At 40.1% G+C, this 22,785-nt stretch carries 17 protein-coding genes; 10 read left to right on the top strand and 7 right to left on the bottom strand.

The window, feature by feature from the left end; translation table 11 throughout:
• Positions 1–60: 60 nt before the first annotated feature.
• Together frc and P3L40_RS22340 are read left to right on the top strand one after the other, a co-directional pair.
• Complete coding sequence (frc, locus tag P3L40_RS22345) at positions 61–1,317, top strand: formyl-CoA transferase (RefSeq protein WP_004906207.1); 1,257 nt, start codon at positions 61–63, stop codon at positions 1,315–1,317.
• 202 nt (positions 1,318–1,519) lie between these two features.
• A complete protein-coding gene (locus P3L40_RS22340) occupies positions 1,520–3,253 on the top strand; it encodes a nitrilase-related carbon-nitrogen hydrolase (protein ID WP_210852791.1) in 1,734 nt (577 codons plus the stop codon).
• A gap of 61 nt (positions 3,254–3,314) precedes the next feature.
• Here the strand turns inward: P3L40_RS22340 and P3L40_RS22335 are convergent, their stop codons facing one another.
• The 4 genes from P3L40_RS22335 to manD all read right to left on the bottom strand — a co-directional run bounded on the left by P3L40_RS22335 (position 3,315) and on the right by manD (position 8,516).
• Positions 3,315–4,802, bottom strand: coding sequence for a mannitol dehydrogenase family protein (locus P3L40_RS22335; protein WP_094961973.1), 1,488 nt, complete (start codon positions 4,800–4,802; stop codon positions 3,315–3,317).
• Complete coding sequence (locus P3L40_RS22330) at positions 4,783–6,192, bottom strand: MFS transporter (RefSeq protein WP_004906200.1); 1,410 nt, start codon at positions 6,190–6,192, stop codon at positions 4,783–4,785. Before P3L40_RS22330 ends, P3L40_RS22335 begins: the two co-directional genes overlap by 20 nt.
• 62 nt (positions 6,193–6,254) lie before the next feature.
• Positions 6,255–7,277 carry a Zn-dependent oxidoreductase gene (locus P3L40_RS22325; RefSeq protein ID WP_094961972.1) on the bottom strand — a complete coding sequence of 341 codons (1,023 nt, stop codon included), beginning with the start codon at positions 7,275–7,277 and terminating at the stop codon, positions 6,255–6,257.
• A gap of 24 nt (positions 7,278–7,301) precedes the next feature.
• Positions 7,302–8,516, bottom strand: a complete 1,215-nt coding sequence (manD, locus tag P3L40_RS22320; RefSeq protein WP_004906197.1) for a D-mannonate dehydratase ManD — start codon at positions 8,514–8,516, stop codon at positions 7,302–7,304.
• Between the two features lie 282 nt (positions 8,517–8,798).
• Between manD and P3L40_RS22315 the strand changes: the two genes are divergently transcribed.
• Together P3L40_RS22315 and uxuA are read left to right on the top strand one after the other, a co-directional pair.
• Positions 8,799–9,545 carry an FCD domain-containing protein gene (locus P3L40_RS22315; protein WP_210852789.1) on the top strand — a complete coding sequence of 249 codons (747 nt, stop codon included), beginning with the start codon at positions 8,799–8,801 and terminating at the stop codon, positions 9,543–9,545.
• 17 nt (positions 9,546–9,562) lie between these two features.
• On the top strand, positions 9,563–10,756 hold the full coding sequence (gene uxuA / locus P3L40_RS22310) for a mannonate dehydratase (protein WP_144140288.1): 1,194 nt from the start codon (positions 9,563–9,565) through the stop codon (positions 10,754–10,756).
• A gap of 116 nt (positions 10,757–10,872) precedes the next feature.
• Here uxuA and P3L40_RS22305 read toward each other — a convergent pair whose 3' ends face one another.
• The 3 genes from P3L40_RS22305 to P3L40_RS22295 all read right to left on the bottom strand — a co-directional run bounded on the left by P3L40_RS22305 (position 10,873) and on the right by P3L40_RS22295 (position 13,523).
• Positions 10,873–12,483 (bottom strand): metallophosphoesterase, encoded by a 1,611-nt coding sequence (locus P3L40_RS22305; protein WP_210852787.1) that lies wholly within the window; start codon positions 12,481–12,483, stop codon positions 10,873–10,875.
• Positions 12,484–12,693: 210 nt separating this feature from the next.
• Positions 12,694–13,338 carry a hypothetical protein gene (locus P3L40_RS22300; RefSeq protein ID WP_094961968.1) on the bottom strand — a complete coding sequence of 215 codons (645 nt, stop codon included), beginning with the start codon at positions 13,336–13,338 and terminating at the stop codon, positions 12,694–12,696.
• Positions 13,339–13,352: 14 nt separating this feature from the next.
• Positions 13,353–13,523, bottom strand: a complete 171-nt coding sequence (locus tag P3L40_RS22295; protein ID WP_112308442.1) for a LysR family transcriptional regulator — start codon at positions 13,521–13,523, stop codon at positions 13,353–13,355.
• Positions 13,524–14,252: 729 nt separating this feature from the next.
• Here P3L40_RS22295 and fdhE point away from each other — a divergent pair.
• From fdhE to P3L40_RS22265, 6 genes are all read left to right on the top strand, one after another.
• Complete coding sequence (gene fdhE / locus P3L40_RS22290) at positions 14,253–15,188, top strand: formate dehydrogenase accessory protein FdhE (RefSeq protein WP_004906186.1); 936 nt, start codon at positions 14,253–14,255, stop codon at positions 15,186–15,188.
• 22 nt (positions 15,189–15,210) lie between these two features.
• Positions 15,211–16,602, top strand: coding sequence for an L-seryl-tRNA(Sec) selenium transferase (gene selA, locus P3L40_RS22285; protein ID WP_210852785.1), 1,392 nt, complete (start codon positions 15,211–15,213; stop codon positions 16,600–16,602).
• Complete coding sequence (selB, locus tag P3L40_RS22280) at positions 16,599–18,467, top strand: selenocysteine-specific translation elongation factor (RefSeq protein WP_094961964.1); 1,869 nt, start codon at positions 16,599–16,601, stop codon at positions 18,465–18,467. Before selA ends, selB begins: the two co-directional genes overlap by 4 nt.
• Positions 18,468–18,536: 69 nt before the next feature.
• On the top strand, positions 18,537–20,198 hold the full coding sequence (locus P3L40_RS22275; RefSeq protein ID WP_210852783.1) for an LTA synthase family protein: 1,662 nt from the start codon (positions 18,537–18,539) through the stop codon (positions 20,196–20,198).
• A 226-nt stretch (positions 20,199–20,424) separates the two neighbouring features.
• On the top strand, positions 20,425–21,426 hold the full coding sequence (locus tag P3L40_RS22270; protein ID WP_036959200.1) for an NAD-dependent epimerase: 1,002 nt from the start codon (positions 20,425–20,427) through the stop codon (positions 21,424–21,426).
• Between the two features lie 44 nt (positions 21,427–21,470).
• Positions 21,471–22,637, top strand: a complete 1,167-nt coding sequence (locus P3L40_RS22265; RefSeq protein WP_196731894.1) for a nucleotide sugar dehydrogenase — start codon at positions 21,471–21,473, stop codon at positions 22,635–22,637.
• Positions 22,638–22,785: the final 148 nt, after the last annotated feature.

Genomic DNA, 22,785 nt, shown 5'->3' with positions numbered 1-22,785 from the left:
CAAAATGAGTTGCCATGGCGTGAGAAATGACGTCATGGCAGTTTTGTAAAAAGGTGAATTATGACTTCTTCAAAACCGCTTGATGGGATACGCGTTCTTGATTTTACTGGGGTTCAGTCAGGGCCATCATGTACACAAATGCTTGCTTGGTTCGGTGCTGATGTGATCAAAATTGAACGCCCAGGCGTTGGGGATGTGACACGTAATCAATTGCGAGATATCCCTGATGTGGATGCGCTGTATTTTACGATGTTAAACAGTAACAAACGCTCTTTAGAGCTCAACACCAAAACGCCAGAGGGAAAAGCCGTGATGGAGAAACTAATACGTCAATCTGATGTATTAGTTGAAAATTTTCATCCGGGGGCTATCGACCATATGGGGTTTACGTGGGAGCACATCCAAGAACTCAATCCTCGATTAATTTTTGGGTCGATTAAAGGGTTTAATGAGAATTCACCCTATGCGAATGTGAAAGCCTATGAAAATGTTGCTCAATCTGCTGGTGGTTCAGCATCAACGACGGGTTTTCCTGATGGCCCTCCGACCGTAAGTGCTGCGGCATTGGGGGATAGTAATACGGGTATGCATTTATTGATAGGCATACTGACGGCGTTATTACACCGTGAAAAAACAGGTAAAGGGCAACGCGTTACTATGTCAATGCAAGATGCGGTGCTTAATTTATGTCGTGTGAAATTACGTGACCAACAACGTTTAGAAAAACTCGGTTTCTTAGAGGAATACCCTCAATACCCAAATGGCACGTTTGGTGATGCGGTTCCTCGTGGGGGGAATGCGAGTGGTGGCGGTCAGCCGGGAACAATGCTCAAATGTAAAGGTAGCGATGTTGACCCAAATGCCTATATTTATTTTATTAATCAAGACCATAATTGGGAAAATACCTGTGATGCTATTGGGCGCCCAGAATGGAAAACCGATCCTGCTTTTGCCACTACACAGGCACGTGCAAGTCATATCCAAGATGTATGGGATGCAATTGAAGAAATCGCTAAAGACAAAGATAAACATGCACTAACTGATTATTTTGATCAGTTTGATGTGCCATGTTCTGCAGTATTAAGTATGAAAGAAATTATGGATGACCCTTCTTTGCGTCGTAGTGGTTCGATTGTCGAAGTTCAACAACCAAAACGAGGCTCATATTTAACGGTGGGTTGCCCAATGAAATTTTCAGCGTTTATCCCTGAAATTAAAAGTGCTCCATTGCTTGGGGAACATAATAACGAAGTATTAAAAGAGCTTGGTTATAGTGATGAACAAATTATGGAAATGAAAAAAAATAATGTTATTTAATTAATAATATTAAACTCGCTCTTAATATGATTTTCTAAAAAAGCTAATTAATATTAGCGGCTATATTCAGATATTAGATATATTCAAATATAGCCGCTAAATTCAGGCGATTACTACCTCAATCAATTGGAATTATAGAAATATTTTTCCCTATTTAGTTTTTATTTTTTTATTAATAAATTCTTTGAATAAGGATTATTGTATGAGTATTGCTGAAATAAAAAAAAGCAGTAAAGTCGCAGCCGTTGATTTTATTCCTGCATGGGGAGACTTAAATGGGAATATTCAACGTTTAGTCGAAGCGACAGAAAAAGTGGCTGCTCAAGGGGTAAATTATGCCGTATTTCCAGAAACGGCAGTGAGTGGTTATTTATTTTCGGACTCTACGGAATTAGCACCTTATTTAGATACTATCCTTGGCAAAACGACTGCTGCAATACTGCCTGTATTGGCTCGAACAGGAATGTATATGAGTGTCGGTATCGCGGAGCGAGATAGCGAAACAGGGCTCGCCTATAATTCAGCCGTTTTGATGGGGCCGGAAGGTATTATTGGTAAATATCGTAAAATAGGCCTGAATTCTCAAGATCAAAAAGTATTTGCACCGGGCAATACTGGTGTCAAAACTTTTGAAACACCGATTGGCCGTATCGCATTATTGATTTGTTATGATGATACCTACTGGCAATACGTTCGATTAGCTGCATTAGAAGGGGCGCAAATCATTGGTTGGCATTCAGTATCCGACCGAATGATGCCAAATGCCACCCCTGCTGAAATGTTGGGCGACCACTCAACGGTTGCGCATGTACAACATATGAGCGCATTCAATGGGTTGTGGGTTATTTGTGCTACCCGAAGTGGAATTGAAACTAACCCAATTACTAAAGGGCAGCTTTACTATAATGGGGGCTCAAGTGTGTGGTCGCCTTCAGGGCATAAAGTGGCTCAATCTCCCGTGCTTAGCCCGTTAGAGCTAGAACCCGGGCTAAATGGCATATACAGTGCAATGATTGATTTAGGCGAAGCAGATAAGCAACGCGATGTATTACTCGCGAAGCGCCGCCCTGAATTATATTTCCCAACACTGGCTTTTCACCGCAGCCCAACAGATATCAATGCGACAGAAACAGTAATTCAAACGACACTTATTGCTGCTCAGTGGGAAAAATCTATTTCTAAGTTAGATGCAATTCAAGTGGGAGAAAATGAATTGCTGGTTTTACCCGAGCTCTCTGCGCTTCCTTATACGAATGACCCGAACCTTATTTTGTCCCATGCTGAAAAGCAAGGGGGAGCATTTGAACAAACACTGTGTCAGGCTGCTCATCAAGGAAAAGGCTATATTGTTGGAAGTTATCCTGAAATTGAGATTGATAAAGTGTTCCACACCGTCATTCTTGCGGGCCCATCAGGGGAAATATTAGCCCGCTATCGTGTTACACATCTTAATGAACGGGATAGTGGCTGGGCAACAGCGGGTAGCGCTGTGAGTGTGACAGCAACGCCAATTGGGCGTATTGCACTGGCGGCAGCACATGAATTAGACGTTCCTGAATTAGGGGGGTTATACAGTATGTTACGTGCTGATATTCTTGCTGCACCAGCGGGCAGCCCATGTGATTTAAAAGTGGAAATTGATAGCCATCTTTTTTCGGTTGAAGAGCCGCCAACAGGGCGTGTCGATTTTATCCCTTATGCAATTGCTACATTAAACCAGTTATGGGTGGTTTGTGGCGGGCGAAACGAGCGTGATTCTACGTCAGCGGCTATTTATGGGCCAGAGCCTGTTGTCCTTACTCCCACATTGACAGCACAAAGAGGGGCTGAAGATGTGCGTTTGCAAGCTCAGGTACCCGCACCTTTTACTTGGATTAACCAAGAACGGTTGGTGAGTGGTCAGCAAGCTATTTGGTTTCCGCCGCTAACACAGTAGATTATAGTTTAAGCGAAGTTTGAGTGAAAAAGGCGGGGGAAACCCGCCTACTAATATGTTATTACAGGGTGTGCTGGTGGTTGAGTGCTTCAATGGTTTTCTTGGCACCGTTATCACGTAGTGAAAGGTAAAATGCAGTCACCTTTTCAGTAAATAGTGAATTATTAACCAGTTCTTCGGTAAACAAACTGTTGAGGGACAGCAATGCGCGAACACGGCTTTCATCATCAGTGCTGTTTGCAACCAGCTCAGCCAATTTTACAGCCTGTGGGTCGCTGACTTGAATTTCTGCGCCATGATCATCTTTTCCGCTGACATAACGCATCCATCCCGCGACGGCTAAGGCTAAATAATCAAATGATTGGCCATTTTTCAGGTGAATTTGGATAGAATCGAGTAAACGTTGGGATAATTTCAACGTTCCATCCATCGCGATTTGCCAAGTACGATGTTTCAACCCCGTATTTTTAAAACGCTCAATCAGGGCATTAGCATAGGCGGGTAAATCCACATTTTTGATGGATAACGTTGGTGCTTGCTCATTGACCATCAAGTGATAAGCGGCTTTTTCATAAGCGCTATCCTGCATGCACTCATTAATATATTGGTAACCAGCCAAATAACCTAAATAAGCAAGGAAAGAGTGGCTACCATTTAACATGCGCAGCTTCATTTCTTCAAATGGAACGACATCCGTAACTAACTGAGCGCCCGCTTTTTCCCACTCAGGGCGACCTGCGACGAAATTGTCTTCAATCACCCATTGGCGAAATGGCTCACAGGCAATGGCGACTTTGTCAACGACAGGGCCTAGCTGGGATTGAATTTTCTCCGCTGTGTCTGGTGTCATGGCAGGCACAATTCTATCCACCATGGTAGATGGAAAGGTGACATTGGCTTCAATCCAATTGGCCAATGCAATATCCTGTTTTGCAGCCATCGCTAAAATGACATTTTTCGTGATATGACCATTTTCAGGCATATTGTCACAGGACATGACTGTAAATGGTGCAATACCCAGTACCTTACGGCGTTTTAAGGCTTCAACAATCAGACCCGGCAGTGATTTCGGGGTATTTGGTGAGGCTAAATCATGTGCGATAGCGGGGTTCGCAAAATCAATCGAACCTGTCGCGGGCACATAGCAATAACCTTTTTCAGTAACCGTCATGGAAACGATGGCAATATTAGGGTCTAACATGCGATTGATAACGGCATCAATTCCGTGAATGGTTGGGTGTAATGCTTCTTTTACCACACCGACAGTACGGGTTTGCCAATTATCGCCTTGCATTTCAACTACGTTATAAAGGCAGTCTTGAGCGAGTAAATCTTCAATTTGTTGCTCGCCACCGACTAAATTGACCTCACAAAAGCCCCAATCACTCTGCTGTTCCGTAGCTAAAATATCCGCAAAGATGGCTTGGTGGGCGCGGTGGAACGCGCCGAAACCTAAGTGAAGCATTTTTACCTTTACCTGCTCCCTATCATAGCTTGGTACTTTGATTGTGGCGGGTAATTGGTTTAGGTTATTGGTTGACAGTTGCATATTTCACTTTACCTTTTTGTTGTTCAGCCTCTTCAACCGCATCCAACGTGCTGGTTAAATCACGATCTTTCACTTCAGGCATGATAATGGCACTGATTAATGAAATGGCAGAGTAAATGATGATCATGATTGCAATTGGCCACCAGCTTCCGGTGATGCTACAGAAAATACCCGCTAGAACTGGGCCTAAACCAGAGGCAATTAAGCCACCAATTTCTTTGGCCACAGCCATACCAGTAAAACGGTTACGTGAGTTGAACATTTCAGCCATCGTAATATTTTCTAAGGCAAATAATCCGAGTACTGAACAGTTATGAACGATAATAATACAGATGGTAATTAAGCTAACGCTGTTCGCACCATCGACGATGACAGATAACATCGGATAGGCGAGCAACATGGCAGATAAACTAAGAATAATATAAGGAATACGGCGCCCGAATTTATCAGATAGCAGACCAATCACAGGAATGGTCAGGAAACCGACAACGGAGCTGATCATGATCGCATCAGTTGGAATACTTTTATCAAATAATAAGCTTTGAACTAAATATCCCGCTAAGAAAGTTTGAATTAACCCAGAGTTACCCGCTTGACCGAAACGAATACCAGTTGCTAACCAAAATGCTTTAGATTTAAACATGGCAAAGAAACTTTCTTTCGGTGGCGTTTGTACCGCAACTTTGGCTTCTTGTTCTTCCGTATTTTGTACTTTCTCAAATACAGGGCTTTCTTTCAGATTCAGTCGTAACCACACGGCAAACAGCATCACAACGAAGCTTGCCAAGAAAGGTACACGCCAGCCCCACGCCAGCAAGTCTGATTTGTCTAACCAGAAGAACATAACCGCCCAAATCGCAGTGGCGCTTAATGTGCCGCAGTTTGTCCCCAGACCCACGAGTGAAGCCACAATACCCCGGCGGCCTTTTGGCGCATATTCTGCCAGCATGGTTCCTGCACCTGAAATTTCAGCGCCTGCTCCTAAGCCTTGAATAATTCGCAAAAGAACTAATAATAGCGGTGCGAGGATACCTACCTGTGCGTAGGTTGGTAATACCCCGATTAATGTAGTACACACCCCCATCATGGTGATGGTGATAAAGAGTACTTTTTTACGACCGATTCGGTCGCCCATTTGACCAAAGAAAATCGCACCAACAATACGTGCGACATATCCGGCACCGTAAGTTCCCATAGCAAGAATTAATGCCATTGAAGCGGATTGTTCAGGGAAAAATATTTCATGGAAAACAAGTGCTGCGCCTAACGAGTAAAGCTGGAAATCCATAAACTCCAGAGCGGTTCCTAGCCAGCCTGAAACTGCAGCTTTGGTCAGATCGCCAGAGCTGCGTTCCACTTTCCCTGATGGATCAATTGACTGAGTATTCATATTATTATCCTATTAATCACGTAGAGTAGTATCCAAAATCGGATTTAGTTTTTTTAATTAAATTAAAAGGTTAAAAGAATTTTACAGCAGGTCTTCTGGTCTTTTTCAAAGGTTAATATTGCCTCTTGCGCTTCAGTGAATGGGAACTGATGGGTTAAGATTTTTGTTGGGTCAATTTTTTTAGATTCTATCCAGCTAATCACTTCTGGGAATTTTTTGGCATTCAGGCGCGAAGAAAACAATGAAATCTCTTTGCTGGTAATACTTTGCTGTGTAACGGCACTTGCTTCACTTGAAAAGCCCATAATAGAAACTCTTGCCGCAGGGGAAGCAATCAAGATGGCTTCTTGTAAGATAGCGGGATGGCAAGCTGCATCAAGTACTAACGTTGGGCGGAGCCCCAGTGCTTTGAGTTGCTCTGGTAGTGGGGTTTGTGAATTATCAATGACAATATCAGCGCCACAATCTTTTGCTCTTGCTAAGCGTTCAGTCACGCGGTCAACTACAATTAAGGTTTTGACCTGATAAACGCCTTTAAGAACCTGTGCGCAGGTTAACCCAATCGTACCCGCACCATAGACTAATGCGACATCATCTTGAGTTGGATGAACATGCGAAGTCACGTTGGCGGCAATAGAGTATGGTTCAACGGTAACGGCACATTCATCGCTGATTGAATCAGGAATGGTATAAGCGTTTGCCGCAGGGACATTAACATATTCAGTGAATCCGCCATCAGTATGAACGCCTAATACTTCTAGTGTCTCGCAAACATTTGGTTTACCAATTGAACATGGGTAGCAATGACCACAACTGAGAACAGGGTCGATAGAGACACGTTCACCAATGCGTTTACTGTCTACGCTGGAACCGACTTTTTCAATGACACCGAAAAATTCATGACCAATCACTCGTGGATATTTTGCAAATGGGTTATGGCCACGGTAGATATGGCTGTCAGAACCACAAATACCGGCTAATCGGACTTTTATTTGTACTTGATTTTCAGTTGGTTCAGGAACTGAACGCTCTTCAATCAATAATGTATTAGGTTCTTTAATTACTACCGATTTTACAGCTTTCATATTTAACTCCGAATAAAATAAAAATTACCAGTTCCACAACGTGCCGTCTTCGAGACGAGCAACTGGAAGATAAGCTGGGTTGTACGGGTATTTCGCTGCCAGTTTTTCATCAAAATCGATACCTAAACCGGGCTTATCACTTGGGTGCATATAACCATCGTTGAACGTCCAGTTGGTCGTAAATACGGACAACATTTCTTCGGAGTAGCCCATAAACTCTTGAACGCCGAAATTTGGTACCCATAGATCAAAGTGTAAGGCGGCAGCATGGCAAATAGGGGATAGGTCAGATGGACCATGAGAACCGGTTCTGACTTGGTAAAGTGAAGCGAAATCAGCAATCCGGCGCATACCCGTGATCCCTCCAGCATGCGTGATTGTGGTGCGGATATAATCGATGAGTTGCTCTTCAATCAATTGTTTACAATCCCAAATGCTATTAAAAACTTCACCTACAGCGATTGGGGTGACGGTATGTTGACGAATTAATCTAAAACAAGCTTGGTTTTCCGCTGGTGTTGGGTCTTCCATCCAAAATAATCGATAATCTTCAATACTTTTACCGAAGCGAGCTGCTTCAATAGGGGTCAAGCGATGGTGCATATCGTGTAGAAGGTGCTCATTGAAGCCATATTTGTCCCGTACGGCTTCAAACAGTTTGGGCATAAAATCGAGGTATTTTTCGGTTGACCAAAATTGCTCTTCAGGGTGATGGCCTTTTGTGGCAGGTTCATAAGCAAGGTTTTTTCCTTTACTCTGCCCATAGGTGGTTGCCATGCCTGGTATGCCGCACTGCACACGGATCGCTTTAAAACCTTTTTCTTTATATTTCGCGTAGTTATCTAGTGTTTCGGCAATATCGGTACCCGTGGTATGGCAATAAACCATCACTCCTTCACGAGAAGCGCCACCGAGTAATTGATAGACCGGAAGGTTGGCAATTTTGCCTTTAATATCCCACAGTGCCATATCAATCGCAGAAATGGCGGACATCGTAACTGGGCCTCTACGCCAGTAAGCTCCCTTATAGAAGAACTGATAAATATCTTCAATTTTATGTGGGTCACGGCCTATTAGCTGAGGACAGAGGTGATCTTGAAGATAGGATGCCACTGAGAGTTCTCTCCCGTTAAGGGTAGCATCACCTAGTCCATATATGCCTTCATCGGTGGTAATTTTTAATGTGACAAAATTACGACCGGGGCTACATACAAAGACTTCTGCTTTTATGATTTTCATTTTGGCCTAAATCCCTATTACTTGTTAACCAACTGATCAACCAAATTACCCCTTGTTACTCAAACTGGTTTATTTATTGGTTAACCAAATTTTCTTTTTTTCACTCTATCAATCGGTAAATTAAAAAACAATGACTAAAAAGACGACAATAAGTGAATCTGATCACAAATTGGTTAACTAATTTTGTGGAAATAGTGGATAAATTGGTTGACCATTGTGGTGAGGGACGATAATCTACAATGGAAGAACTAAATTTAATTCGACAACGCGTTGTACATATATATGAAAACTCAATACCGCTCGTACCAATACCTAGGTCAGCAGTTAAAAGAGCTCATTGCATCTGGTGAATATCCGATAGGAAGTCGTTTAATGCCAGAGCGTGAGATCGCTAAAAAATATGATGTTAGTCGCTCATTGGTACGTGAAGCACTCATCATGTTAGAAATTGAAAAATTGGTTTCTATCAAGAAAGGTTCTGGTGTTTATGTCATCAATCACCCAAATCTATTAATTGATGAAGTCAAAAGCTTAGACCATGGCCCTTTTGAAATACTGCAAGCTCGCCAAGTGATTGAAAGTGCGATAGCTGCATGTGCGGCCTTGTCAGCAACAAAAGCCGATATCCAAGAGATCCGTGCATTATTAGAAGATGAGCGAATCAAAGTTGCGAATAATGAAAGTGACGATGCGAATGATCATAAGTTTCATGTGTTAATTGCTCGCGCAAGCAAGAACGACATGATGGCGAAGATTATTGATGATATCTGGGCTGTGCGGTTACAAAGCCCTATGTGGGATAAGCTACATGAGCATATCGACAATACGACTTACCGGAAGAAGTGGTTGATTGATCATGAAAATATTTTAAATGCACTACAAAAACGTGATCCTGAATTGGCTAAAAAAGAGATGTGGCAGCATTTAGAGAATGTCAAAAATACGCTAATGCAGCTTTCTGATTTTGATGACCCCAATTTTGATGGTTACTTATTTGAAACAATTCCTTATCAGACTATTTTTGAATAATCGCAGGAGAAGTACTCATGGAGCATACGTGGCGTTGGTACGGTCCTAATGACCCTGTTTCTTTAAGTGATGCTAGGCAAGCAGAGGCGACGGGAATCGTCTCTGCGCTCCACCATATTCCTAACGGTGAAGTTTGGAGTGTTGAGGAGATTTTAAAGCGTAAAGCTATCATTGAAGATGCTGGGTTAGTTTGGTCTGTCGTGGAAAGTATTCCTGTTCACGAAGATATTAAAACTCAACAAGGTAATTTTGATCTCTATATTCAAAATTACCAACAAAGTATTCGTAATTTAGCATCCTGTGGTATTAAGACCATTTGCTATAATTTTATGCCAATTCTAGATTGGACGCGTACTGACCTTGCTTATACGCTACCAGATGGCTCCAAAGCGTTACGGTTCGACAATATTGCCTTTGCTGCGTTTGAAATTCATATTTTAAAACGTGAAAATGCGGTGGCGAGTTATTCAGAACAAGAAGTTAAAGAAGCGGCTGAGTATTATGCCAATATGTCATCTGATGATATCGAAAACTTGATTAAAACCATCATTGCAGGGTTACCGGGCGCAGAAGAAGGTTATACATTAGACCAATTCCGTGAGCGTTTGGCGCTATATAATAATATTGATGAAAATCAGTTACGTGAGAACTTACGTTATTTCTTGCAGAAAATCGTTCCTGTGTGTGAAGAAGAAAATGTGGTTTTAGCTATTCACCCTGATGACCCTCCGCGCCCAATTTTAGGCCTGCCACGTATTGTTTCTACCATTGAAGATATGCGGTTTATTAAGCAAAGTTGCGATAGCATTCATAATGGGTTTACTATGTGCACAGGTTCTTATGGTGTGCGAGCCGATAACGACCTAGTAAAAATGATTAATGAATTTGGTGATCGTATTCATTTCACACATTTACGTTCAACAGTGAGAGAAAACAACCCAAATACTTTCCATGAAGGAAATCATATTGCAGGTGATGTCGATATGTTTGAAGTGGTCAAAGCCATTTTAGCGGTTGAACAAAAACGGCATGCTGCGGGGCTTGCACCAATTCCAATGAGACCAGATCATGGTCACCAAATTTTGGATGATTTGAAGAAAGTGACTAACCCTGGTTATTCCGCTATTGGCCGCTTAAAAGGCCTAGCAGAGGTGAGAGGGTTAGAATTAGCGCTGAAGCGGATGTATTATCCAGAATTACTAAAAGTATAATTTTCTTTGCAATATTGGCTTTTATTATTTGGTATTTACGTGATATCAAAGGGTTGAGTACGCATAAAAATACGCGACTAAATTATAATTAGTCGCGTATTGAACTAGTTGTTAAGTTATTTTAATTTTTTTTTATCAATACTCCAATCCTGTTTTGCAGAAATAGTCAATAAGTCGCCTGACTTAATAATATACGTATAGTAGCCACCAACTATTGAACTATTACGATCCGCTGTTGATTTAACTATAATCTTTTTATTACTTAGGGGCAGTTTGGGAATGGAAATTTTATTTAGCCATTTCTCATTTTTAATTTCAATATATATACTATCGTTAGTTTTAAAAATATCCTTTATCATTTTTTGTGTAATAGAATCTTCATTCTTAAACGTAAGCTGATAAGCTGATTTTTGCTCCAACGAATCTACGTCATTTTTCATTTCAAACTGCCAATAAGACTTACAGGAAACCGTACATTTTTCACCTGTTGAAATCCTATGCTTCTCTTTATTCACGATCAGTGTACTACAATAGGCCGCAGTAGGATCAATGGTAATGGATTGATTATTTTTTAGTGGCGGTATTGTAATTTGGTCAGCCCAGTGACCATTTTTTGATTCAATAAGAATATGGTTGTGCTGATTTAGTGCTGCATTCAATACCTCAATGGTGATATTATCGTCATTATTAAATTTTAATTTATGGTAATTAATTTCATTAGATTTAGGTTTAGATTTGTATTTAATAATTTTATTTCTTAGGGTATTAATTTCTTCCCATGTTTTCTCGTCATAGATTTTTATATATTCATCTTTGTATTCTTTATTCATTAAGCGATTTGATTCTGAAATTAATGAATCAGTTTCTTCGTCAGCATAATCCGGTAGCTCAGCGGCTAAACTTGATAAAGTAGGCAATAATATTACCGTATCATATTCAGATAAATGAATATTTTGATAAAAATTCCAAGCTTCAAAGGTTAGCTTATCACCTTCAATTTTTAATAAATAGCCTGTACCTTTATCTGTAACCCCGTTTTCACCTAATGTTAAACTTGGAATATCAATTAATGTTCCAAATGGACGTTGAATAGCTTCAATAATCCCAAAGCCATTATGAATATGACCACTTAACATAATTATTTGGGGATAACGAGAAAATAGACTTTTTAGTCTTTCATCTTGCGGTCCAAATCCGCCATATAAGTATGACCGCCAATGTGAACAATTGAATGCTTGATGTGTCATCACAAAAATCGGTTTATTCGCATCAACGCCTTCAGCCAGTTTTTTTTCTAACCAGAGAAGTGATGCTTCATTTAATTCCATTTGATTTTTTAAAGGAACATCTGTGTTCAAACAAATAAAATGATAACCATCAATCCATGCATCAATGCACATTGTATCTTCTTGCCGGTCAATATTGCATTTTTCTAAGTAAGAGTCATATAATCCGACTAAATCGGGGTCTAATGGCTCATGGGGTTCGGCCCCAGTTCGGACATCATGGTTGCCTAACATCAATAATAAATTTTGATGATATTTTTTTGGAAATTGTTCTAGGAAAATATCAAAAGAATCTTTTCTATGTTGATGATAATCACCAATATCCCCAGCCATTAATAACCCTTCGGCTCCACAGTGATTAATATTTTTAATAGACGTTGCCAATACTTCTTTATCATGATCTGAGCCTATATGAATATCACTAATTACACCAATTATCATACGAAATTTCCTTTTAAAATGAGTTGAAAATTATAGTCCATTGTTTTTTGTCTGATTGGGGTTTTTTATTTCAATTGTACTGTCTTGAATTTCATTAATAAAACTGTTTTGGCAAGAAGATAAAAATAAAGAAAACATAAAAAAAGAAATGATTTTCATTGTTAGTCTCGAATTATTTAAATTGATTTTTATTTAAAGTAAAATTATTCATTAATAAATTTCAATATTACTTTCTTTTAGTAGATAAGCTCTCCTATTAAGAAAAAAATTAAAGGGTTCTTTTTTAAACACCAAATCAGGATTCGATTTTTTATTAAAGTATTCCTCAGTCATGAATGAATAGCCAGTTTTATTTTCTAATGAATGTAATAAATCCAGTTCGTTTATTGTAAGTGTTTTAAAGTTTATACCGATTTTTTTTATTTCTTTTAAAAATTCTATCATGGTACAATGTTCGAATGATGATTTTGTTTGAATAAGAATTTCATTACTCATCATTTTCTCAACGCTCATACTTTTTTTCATTAATTCTTTATGAAAAACTAAACCTAATATTTCAGTTTTTAAATTTATTTTTTGTATACTTTTATGGTCAACGTCGATATCTACAGGTGATATTATGATGTCATAGTGGTGGTTTTTTATTTCATACAAAATATCATTTGAAATCTTGCATTCAACTTCAATGCTAATACTCTTATTTTTCAATAGGTTGTTTATTATCGAATGTATCCCATAGAATGGAAATCCATCAATAAGAATTTTAATTTTTTTTTCATTGTTTGGCACAGTTAAGTTGTTTAATATTTTATTTATACTTTCATAGTGAGGGTTTATTTTATTAAATAGCTCCATGCCATAATCGGAAATTAGTATTTTATTTTTTTTTTAACTAAAATATTCTTTCCTAGCTTTTTTTCGAGAAGAATCAAACCTTGTGATATCGCTGAAGACGTGACATTGGTAGACTCTGCCGCTTGATTTAGCGAACCATTTTTAGCCAAAGCAATAAACTGGTTTAATTGTTTCGAGAAAAACATAACTGTCCTTAGTCGGTTGGAAAACTCTAAATTAGGATCTCAATCCATTAATAATCTATTACGGTAGTTTAATCTAAAAGTTGTTTTTATAAGTTAAATTAATATAAAATACAGCTATTAGAATTCTAATTAAACATTTATCTATAATTCGCTAATAAATAAAATTGAATAAATATGAAGTATAATTATTAGTGTGATTAATAACTCTCTCATTTCTACGGCCTCCGCTATAATTTAGTTTTAAAACTATATCAAAGAAAATTAATGCAGTAATTTAAATATCCTTGCTAATGTTTCAATAAAAACTTTATTTAGCTGTATCTATTAGCTTATTAATTATTCTTATATCGTTAAAGTTTGATTAACCCCACATATTTTAACAAGAATAGATGATTTTAAGGCCACCACAATCGGTCATTTATGATCTTGAAATAGATTGATTTACACCTTTGAAAATGCCTTTATCATCGGTGATTTTGTATCATAATTGTTCTTTGCTTAAGGTAAATTTGTCTGCATTTTTTCCTTTGTTGCCTACAAAACCCTTATCAGATCAAATACCCGCCTTGATACAAGGGCATCAAGGTAGCGACCTAACCGTTTTTGTTTTATCCTGAGCAGTAAGTGGCAGCAATTTCCGCCGATGGCATAAAATAGGAATGATTAATTTGAGTATAGGTTTACCCTATGCTCAAAAAATTGTTCAGAAAATAGAAAAGTGAGAACGCAATGGGTATTCGTATCGTTCCTAAAGAAGAGTTAGGACAAGAAAGATTGAAAGAAAAGGGAATTGGTTTTATTCCACCAGTTCTGTTTCCTAACTTAAAAAGTTTATATCAACGCCGTGCTGAGCGACTCAAAGAACTTGGTGCGGGAGAACATCCTTTTGCAGATTATCTGAATTTTGCTGCTGAAGTGGCAACCGCACAACATAATGCACAGCATGATAATCCATTAGAAATGGATATGGCATCTATCCTTGAGCGCTCAACAAATACCAATAATTCGCCATTGGATGCAAAAACATTTCCACGGACAACACATTGGCACAAATTATTAACGGCTATTATTGCCGAATTAATGCCAGTCGTGCCTGAGTCTGTACGTCCGGCGTTAGAAAATCTGAATAAAGCGTCTGAAACAGAACTCGAAGCCATGGCAACTGCGTTGCTAAATGAAGAGTTTGAAAAAGTTCCTGCGGACAAATCGATGTTCATTTGGGCTGCATTATCGGTGTATTGGGCACAAATGGCAGCAAATATCCCAGGTAAAGCACGTGCAGAACATGGAGACCATCGCCATTTCTGTCCTGTATGTAATAGCATGCCAGTGTCGAGTATTGTGCAAATTGGTACATCACAAGGTTTACGTTATTTACACTGTAATTTATGTGAAACTGAATGGCATATGGTGCGCGTTAAATGCAGTAACTGTGAGCAAACAGGTAAATTGAATTATTGGTCATTAGATGACGAAAATGCGGCAGTTAAAGCCGAAAGCTGTGGTGATTGCGGTAGCTACTTGAAAATCCTTTATCAAGAGAAAGAAGCCAAAGTTGAAGCTGTCGCGGATGATTTAGCCTCAATTATTTTAGATGCACGCATGGAAGAAGAAGGCTTTGCGCGTAGTAGTATTAATCCGTTCTTGTTCCCTGGTGAAAAATAAGCGGTAAAAGAGAATCGTGACTATGTCTGAATCAGACTTGGCTTTATATCGCCAACTTCCTGCTATTGATAAATTATTGCAGCTCGATGAAGTGCAAATATTGGTTGAACAATCAGGGGCTCACTGGGTCACTGCATGTTTACGTGAGATGCAAGAGCAAGCTCGAGCCAGTATTGCTCAGGCAGGGAAATTACCTGCTTGGCAGGAAGATTGGGTAAAAGAGTTAGCACAACGCCATCAAGCTTTAGGGCAAAGCGCCCTAAAAAATGTGTTTAACTTGACGGGTACGGTGCTACATACCAATTTAGGCCGCGCGGTCATGTCAACCACGGCGGTGAATGCAGTTAGCCAAGTGATGAGTTCGCCTGTCACATTAGAATATTCTCTAGATGGTGCGATGCGTGGGCATCGTGACCGTGCGATTGCTGACTTGCTGTGTGAGCTCACTGGCGCCGAAGATGCCTGTATTGTTAATAATAATGCTGCCGCAGTTTTATTATTGCTAGCAACGGTTGCAAATGGCCAGCAAGTTATTGTTTCTCGTGGTGAATTGGTTGAGATTGGTGGGGCTTTCCGTGTGCCAGATGTGATGGCGCAGGCTGGCTGCCAATTAGTTGAAGTGGGTACAACGAATCGGACTCACTTACGTGACTATGAGAACGCGATTAATGATCAAACTGCACTATTAATGAAAGTGCATACCAGCAATTACAGTATTGAAGGATTTACTGCTGAAGTTGAAGGTGAAGAGCTTGCAGAGCTAGGTAGAAAGTATCAATTACCAACGGCAATTGATTTAGGCAGTGGTTCGATGATTGATATGACGGCTTATGGGCTACCTGCAGAGCCTATGCCACAAAGTTACCTTTCTCAAGGTATTGATTTAGTTTCAATTTCTGGAGATAAACTTCTCGGCGGTCCACAAGCAGGGATTATTTTAGGGAAGAAGAAATGGATTGATGCAATTCAAAAACATCCATTAAAACGCGCTTTACGGGTTGATAAAATGGTTCTAGCTGCACTTGAAGCAACGCTAAAACTGTATTTAACTCCCGAAAAACTCACAACAGAATTACCCACATTGCGTTGGCTAACACGAGATCCTGAAACTATTCGTGATAGCACAGAAAGCATAGTTGTTGCTCTACAAGCCTTTTATGGGGATAAATTTATTGTTGAAGTTGAGCCTTGTCTCTCACAAATAGGGAGCGGTTCACTTCCTGTCGACCGCCTTCCTAGCTTTGCGGTAACATTCATACCGCTAAATGGAAAAGGTAGTACATTAGAGCAACTCGCTACGCAGTGGCGCCAGCTACCTCAACCAGTGATTGGGCGTATGAAAGACGGTAAATTGTGGCTTGACCTGCGCTGTCTTGATGATGAACACGCGTTATTACAGGTTTTACTTTCATGATTTTTGCGACAGCAGGCCATGTTGACCATGGTAAAACTTCTTTAATTCAAGCCATTACTGGCGTAAATACCGCACACCTCCCTGAGGAGAAAAAGCGCGGAATGACCATTGACCTAGGGTATGCCTACTGGCCACAGCCAGATGGGAGCTCTATTGGTTTTATCGACGTTCCAGGACATGAAAAATTCTTAGCCAATATGTTGGCTGGGATTGGTGGTATAAACCATGCGCTTTTGGTAGTAGCTTGTGATGATGGCGTGATGGCGCAAACCCTTGAACACCTTTCGATTTTAAGGCTAGCGGGTTGTGAAAATATCAGTGTTATACTGACGAAGGCTGACCGAGTCGATCATTCGCGAATTGAACAGGTTACGGAGCAAGTCACCTCCGAGCTGGCTAAACAAGGTTGGCCAGATGCAAAACTATTCATTACGTCTATTGAAGATGGGCGCGGTATTGATGCGCTGCGTTTATATCTGCAACAACTTCATCAGCAAAGTGGTTCACATCCCAATATCCAACGTCGTTTTCGTTTAGCCATTGACCGCGTTTTTTTGGTTAAAGGTGCAGGGGTAGTGGTGACTGGCACTGCATTAGCGGGAAAAATTCAAGTTGGTGAGTCACTATGGGTGACAGGAGCGGATAAGCAAGTTCGCGTCAGAGGTATTCATCGGCAAAACCAAATATCTGAATTCGCTGTTGCAGGTGATCGAGTGGCCTTAAACTTGGTGGGCGATATTGATAAAGAAAATATTACCCGAGGGGATTGGTTACTTGCAGAGCAACCTGCGTTTATTGCAACACGGGTTATTGTTGAATTGGAATGCGATGCATTAATTAAGCACTGGCAACCTGTGCATCTTTACCATGGTGCAAGCCACATCACAGGACGAGTGTCATTATTAGTGGAGCAAGGGGAAACCCCCGTGCTTGCTGAGTTAATTTTAGATACCCCATTATGGTTAGTCGAGAATGACCGGTTAATTATCCGTGATATTAGCGCTCGCCAAACGTTAGGTGGGGCTCGAGTGATACGTTTGGTTTCCCCACGGCGAGGTAAAAGGCTTCCGGAGTTTTTGGATTGGTTATCTAAGCTTTGCCGAGAACAAGATGAACTGGCTCACTTTAAGCTACAGCTTCCTCAAGGTGAACTTAATTTACGGGATTACAGTTGGGCGCGGCAACTCACCCATGATGTGTTAGATAATTTATTGGCTCAAATGGATGTGGAGCGTGTTGGCAACCATGTTTTATCCACATTTAAAGCGCAAATAGCGAAAGAACGTATCGTTCAAACCCTTGAAGAATTCAATGAAATACACAGTGACCAAATCGGTGTAGGCAAAGCACGTTTAAAACGTATGGCTCTGCCTTCAATGAGCGAGGCATTAGCATTTAAATTCATTGATGATCTCATTGGTGAAAATGTTATTAAGCAAACTCGCGGTTGGTTGCATATGCCCCAACATGGGCTGGTGTTTGATGCCCAACAGCAATTGATTTGGCAGCAAATACACCCATTATTTTCACGTAATGAAGCGTGGTGGGTACGTGATTTAGCATTAGAAAGTGGCTATGAAGAAGATACGATGCGTCGCGTTCTAAAAAAGGCGGCGCAAATGGGATTAATTACGGCGATAGTTCGTGACCGCTATTATAGCCATGAGCAAATTAATTATTTTGCGTCACTTATTCACCGTTATTGCATGGAAAATGAAGTCATTTTTGCGGCTGATTTCCGTAACGAATTAGGGATTGGTCGGAAACTTGCGATTCAAATTCTTGAGTTTTTTGATAAAAGCGGTTTTACTCGTCGTAAAGGCGATGGTCACCATTTACGAGATAAAGGCATTTTCGTTGAATAAATTGAGTGTTTTAATCCGTTATAGTAGTGCCTCATAGCAACCTCCAATATTAAACTTGTGGTAAAACTGATGAAGAAAAAGTTATTTGCAGGCTTTTATCTGGCATTGATCTTTATTGGCTCCCTTTTCTTAGTCTTTGAAAAAGGTAGCGTAATTTATCCTGCTCTCATATCGGTCAGTGTATATGCCGTTTTATTCGGTATTTTAATGGTGCTAACAGCTCGCTGGTTATTTTCCGCTATTATTACCAGTACATTATTTATCATCATAAAATTCCTGAATCAGTTAAAAGTTCATTATTACAAAGAACAACTCTTCTTTAGTGATATCAATATTATGACAGACACTTCCAATATGGGGACCTTGGGCCATTATTGGTTAGCAGGTGTCGCACTGGTTGGGTTGCTTATATTATTAGTCATTAATGGGGTTATTAGCTGGCGATTGCTCAAGCCGAGTAAATCAAAAATGACTCGCGTTATTGGTGTTGTTCTTATTGTTGCGGGTTACTTTGGTATTAACTTCACAAGCTCACATTATTATGACAGATGGTCTCAGACGTTGCCAAAAGGCCGAGGAACAGTAACCAATATTATTATGTCGGCACAAAATGCGAGTTACCGATCCCCTGAATTCGCAGGTTCAGCCGATTATTTTATGGAAAAAGCAGCAGCAATATCCCTAGAAAATAATGCAGCCTCAGAAAAACCAGACATCGTTTTATTACTGCAAGAGTCTACTGTTGACCCACATATTTATGACTTACCTGAAGGAACTAAGCTTCCTGATTTATTTATGTTCCAGCAAGATAGTGGCGTAAGTGCGCATAGTCAGATGCGGGTACAAACTTTTGGGGGAGGAACTTGGTTATCTGAATTCTCAGCGCTAACTGGCTTAAATAGTGATGATTTTGGTGCGCAAAAAAGCGGTGTCTTTTATTTTATCGTTGACCACCTTAAAAATAGCTTATTCAAAGAAATGAAGGCCAACGGTTATTATACTGTGGTACTTACCCCCTTTAATAAAGGCGCATACCATTCAGGGCATGCCTATGAAACGCTTGGGGTTGATCGAATTATTCAACCACAAGAGCTCGGCTATCCAGGTAAACTGCAAGATAACTTATGGACAATCAGCACCGATGATATGCTGAAATATGTAAAAGAAATCTTAGCGAAAGAAACAGATAAACCCGTATTTATTTTCTCTCTTACAATGTATGAGCATGGTCCTTACAAAGAGAGCCATAGTGATGACTACGGTATAAAAGACAAAATTAAAAACTCAGATGCTGCAGGTGAATTTAGCCATTATATGGACAAAATCGTAACCTCAGATGCATCAATACGTGATTTCGCAGAATTCATTGAAAAACGTAAGCGTCCGTTGATGTTTTTATATTTTGGTGACCATCAACCAGGAATTAGCTTAAATCAGTATAATTCTTCATTTTCATCACCCGCTTACCTAACACAATTTACTTTGCGGGATAACTTGAAATCAGGAACTGCAATAACAACGGGCCAGTTAACAGATATTTCCTTCTTAGGCGGAATCTTATTAGAAAGGGCAAATTTAAATATTTCCCCATTTTATGAAGCCAACATCAAAATGCGTCACTTATGTGATGGCAAATTGAATGATTGTGAAGACCAAAAGTTACTTGATAGCTATCGCAACTATGTTTATGGAACTTTAGAAGCAGCTAATGCCAATAAAGGTGATATGTAAGAGTATGTTATTATCAGCCGTAGATATTTACGGCTGATACCCTCTTTTTTGTTATTTCCTGCCTAAAATATTAATATTTTCTTAAAATTTATTATTTTTTTACGCTTTCTTGTTTTAATAACAAAACCATTCGTTATTTTTTTTGTCTTAATTTTAGTTAATTTTTCTGTGAAATTAGGTGCTCATTTCGAGCTTTAGAATGGTTTAACGCTAGAAGACAATGAATATGAAATATTTGGTCACGGGAAGTGCGGGCTTTATTGGTTTCACGCTTTGCCAACGTTTATTAGAGAGTGGGCATGAAGTTGTCGGGATTGATAACTTAAATGCGTATTACGATCAGGGGCTTAAACAATCCCGTTTACATTTATTGGAACAGTTTCCGTTATTTCGTTTTATTCATCTTGATATCACAGACCGTGAGACTGTCCGTGTATTGTGTACACAAGAACAATTTGACCGAGTCATTCACTTAGCGGCACAAGCGGGTGTTCGTTACTCGTTGGAAAACCCATTTGCTTACGCAGATAGTAATTTAACTGGCCACCTCGCCATTTTAGAAGGTTGTCGCCAAGCAAAAGTGAAGCATTTAGTCTATGCCTCTTCAAGTTCGGTGTACGGCGTAACCGATAAGACGCCATTTACCACTGACATGGCAACCGATCACCCGATTTCACTCTATGCGGCAACAAAGAAAGCCAATGAATTAATGGCACACTCCTATTCACATTTATACCAGCTACCGACCACTGGGCTGCGGTTCTTTACGGTTTATGGCCCTTGGGGGCGCCCAGATATGGCTTTATTTAAGTTTACGAAAGCTATTTTGGCGGGTGAGCCTATCGATGTCTATAATAACGGCAATCTCAGCCGTGATTTCACTTTTGTTGATGATATTGTCGAAGGTGTGATCCGTATTTCAGATATAATTCCACAAGCGAACCCGAATAATCATTCGGCATCACCTGCAGAAAGCAGCGCGCCATATCGAATCTATAATATTGGTAATGGGCAGCCTGTTAAGTTGATTGAATTTATTTCTGCACTGGAAAAGGCACTGGGTAAAGAAGCGATTAAAAACTTTTTACCTATGCAAGCGGGTGATGTGTACACCACTTGGGCGGATACGGAAGACTTGTTTAATGTGACAGGTTATCGCCCACAAGTTTCTATTGAGCAGGGTGTTCAGGCATTTGTGGATTGGTACCGTTCTTATTACCACCAATAATATCAATAAGCTGTAACATCTTTAGCAGGATTTGAGAGGCAAGTTTGAAAATAGCAATCGCAGGAACCGGTTACGTCGGCCTATCTAACGCCATGTTGCTGTCACAAAACCACGAAGTGGTTGCGGTGGACATCATCCCTGAAAAAGTGGCGATGTTAAACAACCATCAATCACCGATTGTTGATGCAGAAATTGAACAGTTTTTAACGGAAAAGACCCTCAATTTCCGTGCCACAGAAGATAAAACTGAAGCTTACACCGGTGCACAATACGTCATTGTCGCAACGCCAACCGACTATGACCCAAAAACCAATTACTTCAATACAAGATCGGTTGAGTCTGTTATTCATGATGTGAATGAAATTAACCCACAAGCGACGATTATCGTGAAATCCACTATTCCGGTGGGATTTACCGCGCGCTTACGTGAAGAGTTTGGTTATACCAACGTGATTTTCTCTCCTGAATTTTTACGTGAGGGGCGCGCCTTGTGGGATAACTTGCATCCTTCCCGTATCGTGGTGGGAGAGCGTTCAGAGCGTGCGAAAATTTTTGCGGATTTGCTGCTGGAAGGCGCAATTAAGAAAGATGTGCCCGTGTTATTTACCGATGGAACTGAAGCCGAAGCCATTAAACTGTTTGCCAACACTTATTTAGCGATGCGTGTGGCGTACTTTAATGAGCTCGATACCTACGCAGAAAGTCGCGGTTTAAATGCACGCCAAATTATTGAGGGAGTCTCTTTAGACCCACGTATTGGTAGCCATTATAACAACCCATCATTCGGTTACGGTGGTTATTGTTTACCGAAAGATACCAAGCAGTTGTTAGCTAACTACGATGATGTGCCAAATAACCTGATTAACGCCATTGTGGAATCAAACCGCACCCGTAAAGACTTTATTTCCGATGCAATTATTGCTAAAGCACCACGTAAAGTCGGTGTTTATCGCTTAGTCATGAAAGCGGGCTCTGATAATTTCCGTGCCTCTGCGGTACAAGGTGTGATGAAACGCATCAAAGCCAAGGGCATTGAAGTGGTGGTGTATGAGCCGGTTTTAAAAGAAGAAGAATTTTTCCGTTCGAAGGTTATCCGTGATCTCGACACTTTCAAAGCAGAAAGCGACATTATTCTAGCCAACCGTATGGTGCCTGAGCTGGAAGATGTGGCAGAGAAAGTCTATACCCGAGATTTATTTGGTAATGATTAAAACGCGTTTATGGGGTAGGTTGGTATCGTGCTAACCTATCTCTGTATATTAAGACCTAATAACCCTATCTATTTTGTGCCATAGTGCACAAGTTACCTATTTTTAAACGCTACTCTGCAACAATCGCTAAGAAATGTTGTTTGCCATT

It is taken from the genome of Providencia sp. PROV040 (assembly GCF_032706145.1).
In the GTDB taxonomy this organism is placed as follows: domain Bacteria; phylum Pseudomonadota; class Gammaproteobacteria; order Enterobacterales; family Enterobacteriaceae; genus Providencia; species Providencia hangzhouensis.
This window is presented reverse-complemented; position numbering and strand designations above follow the sequence as displayed.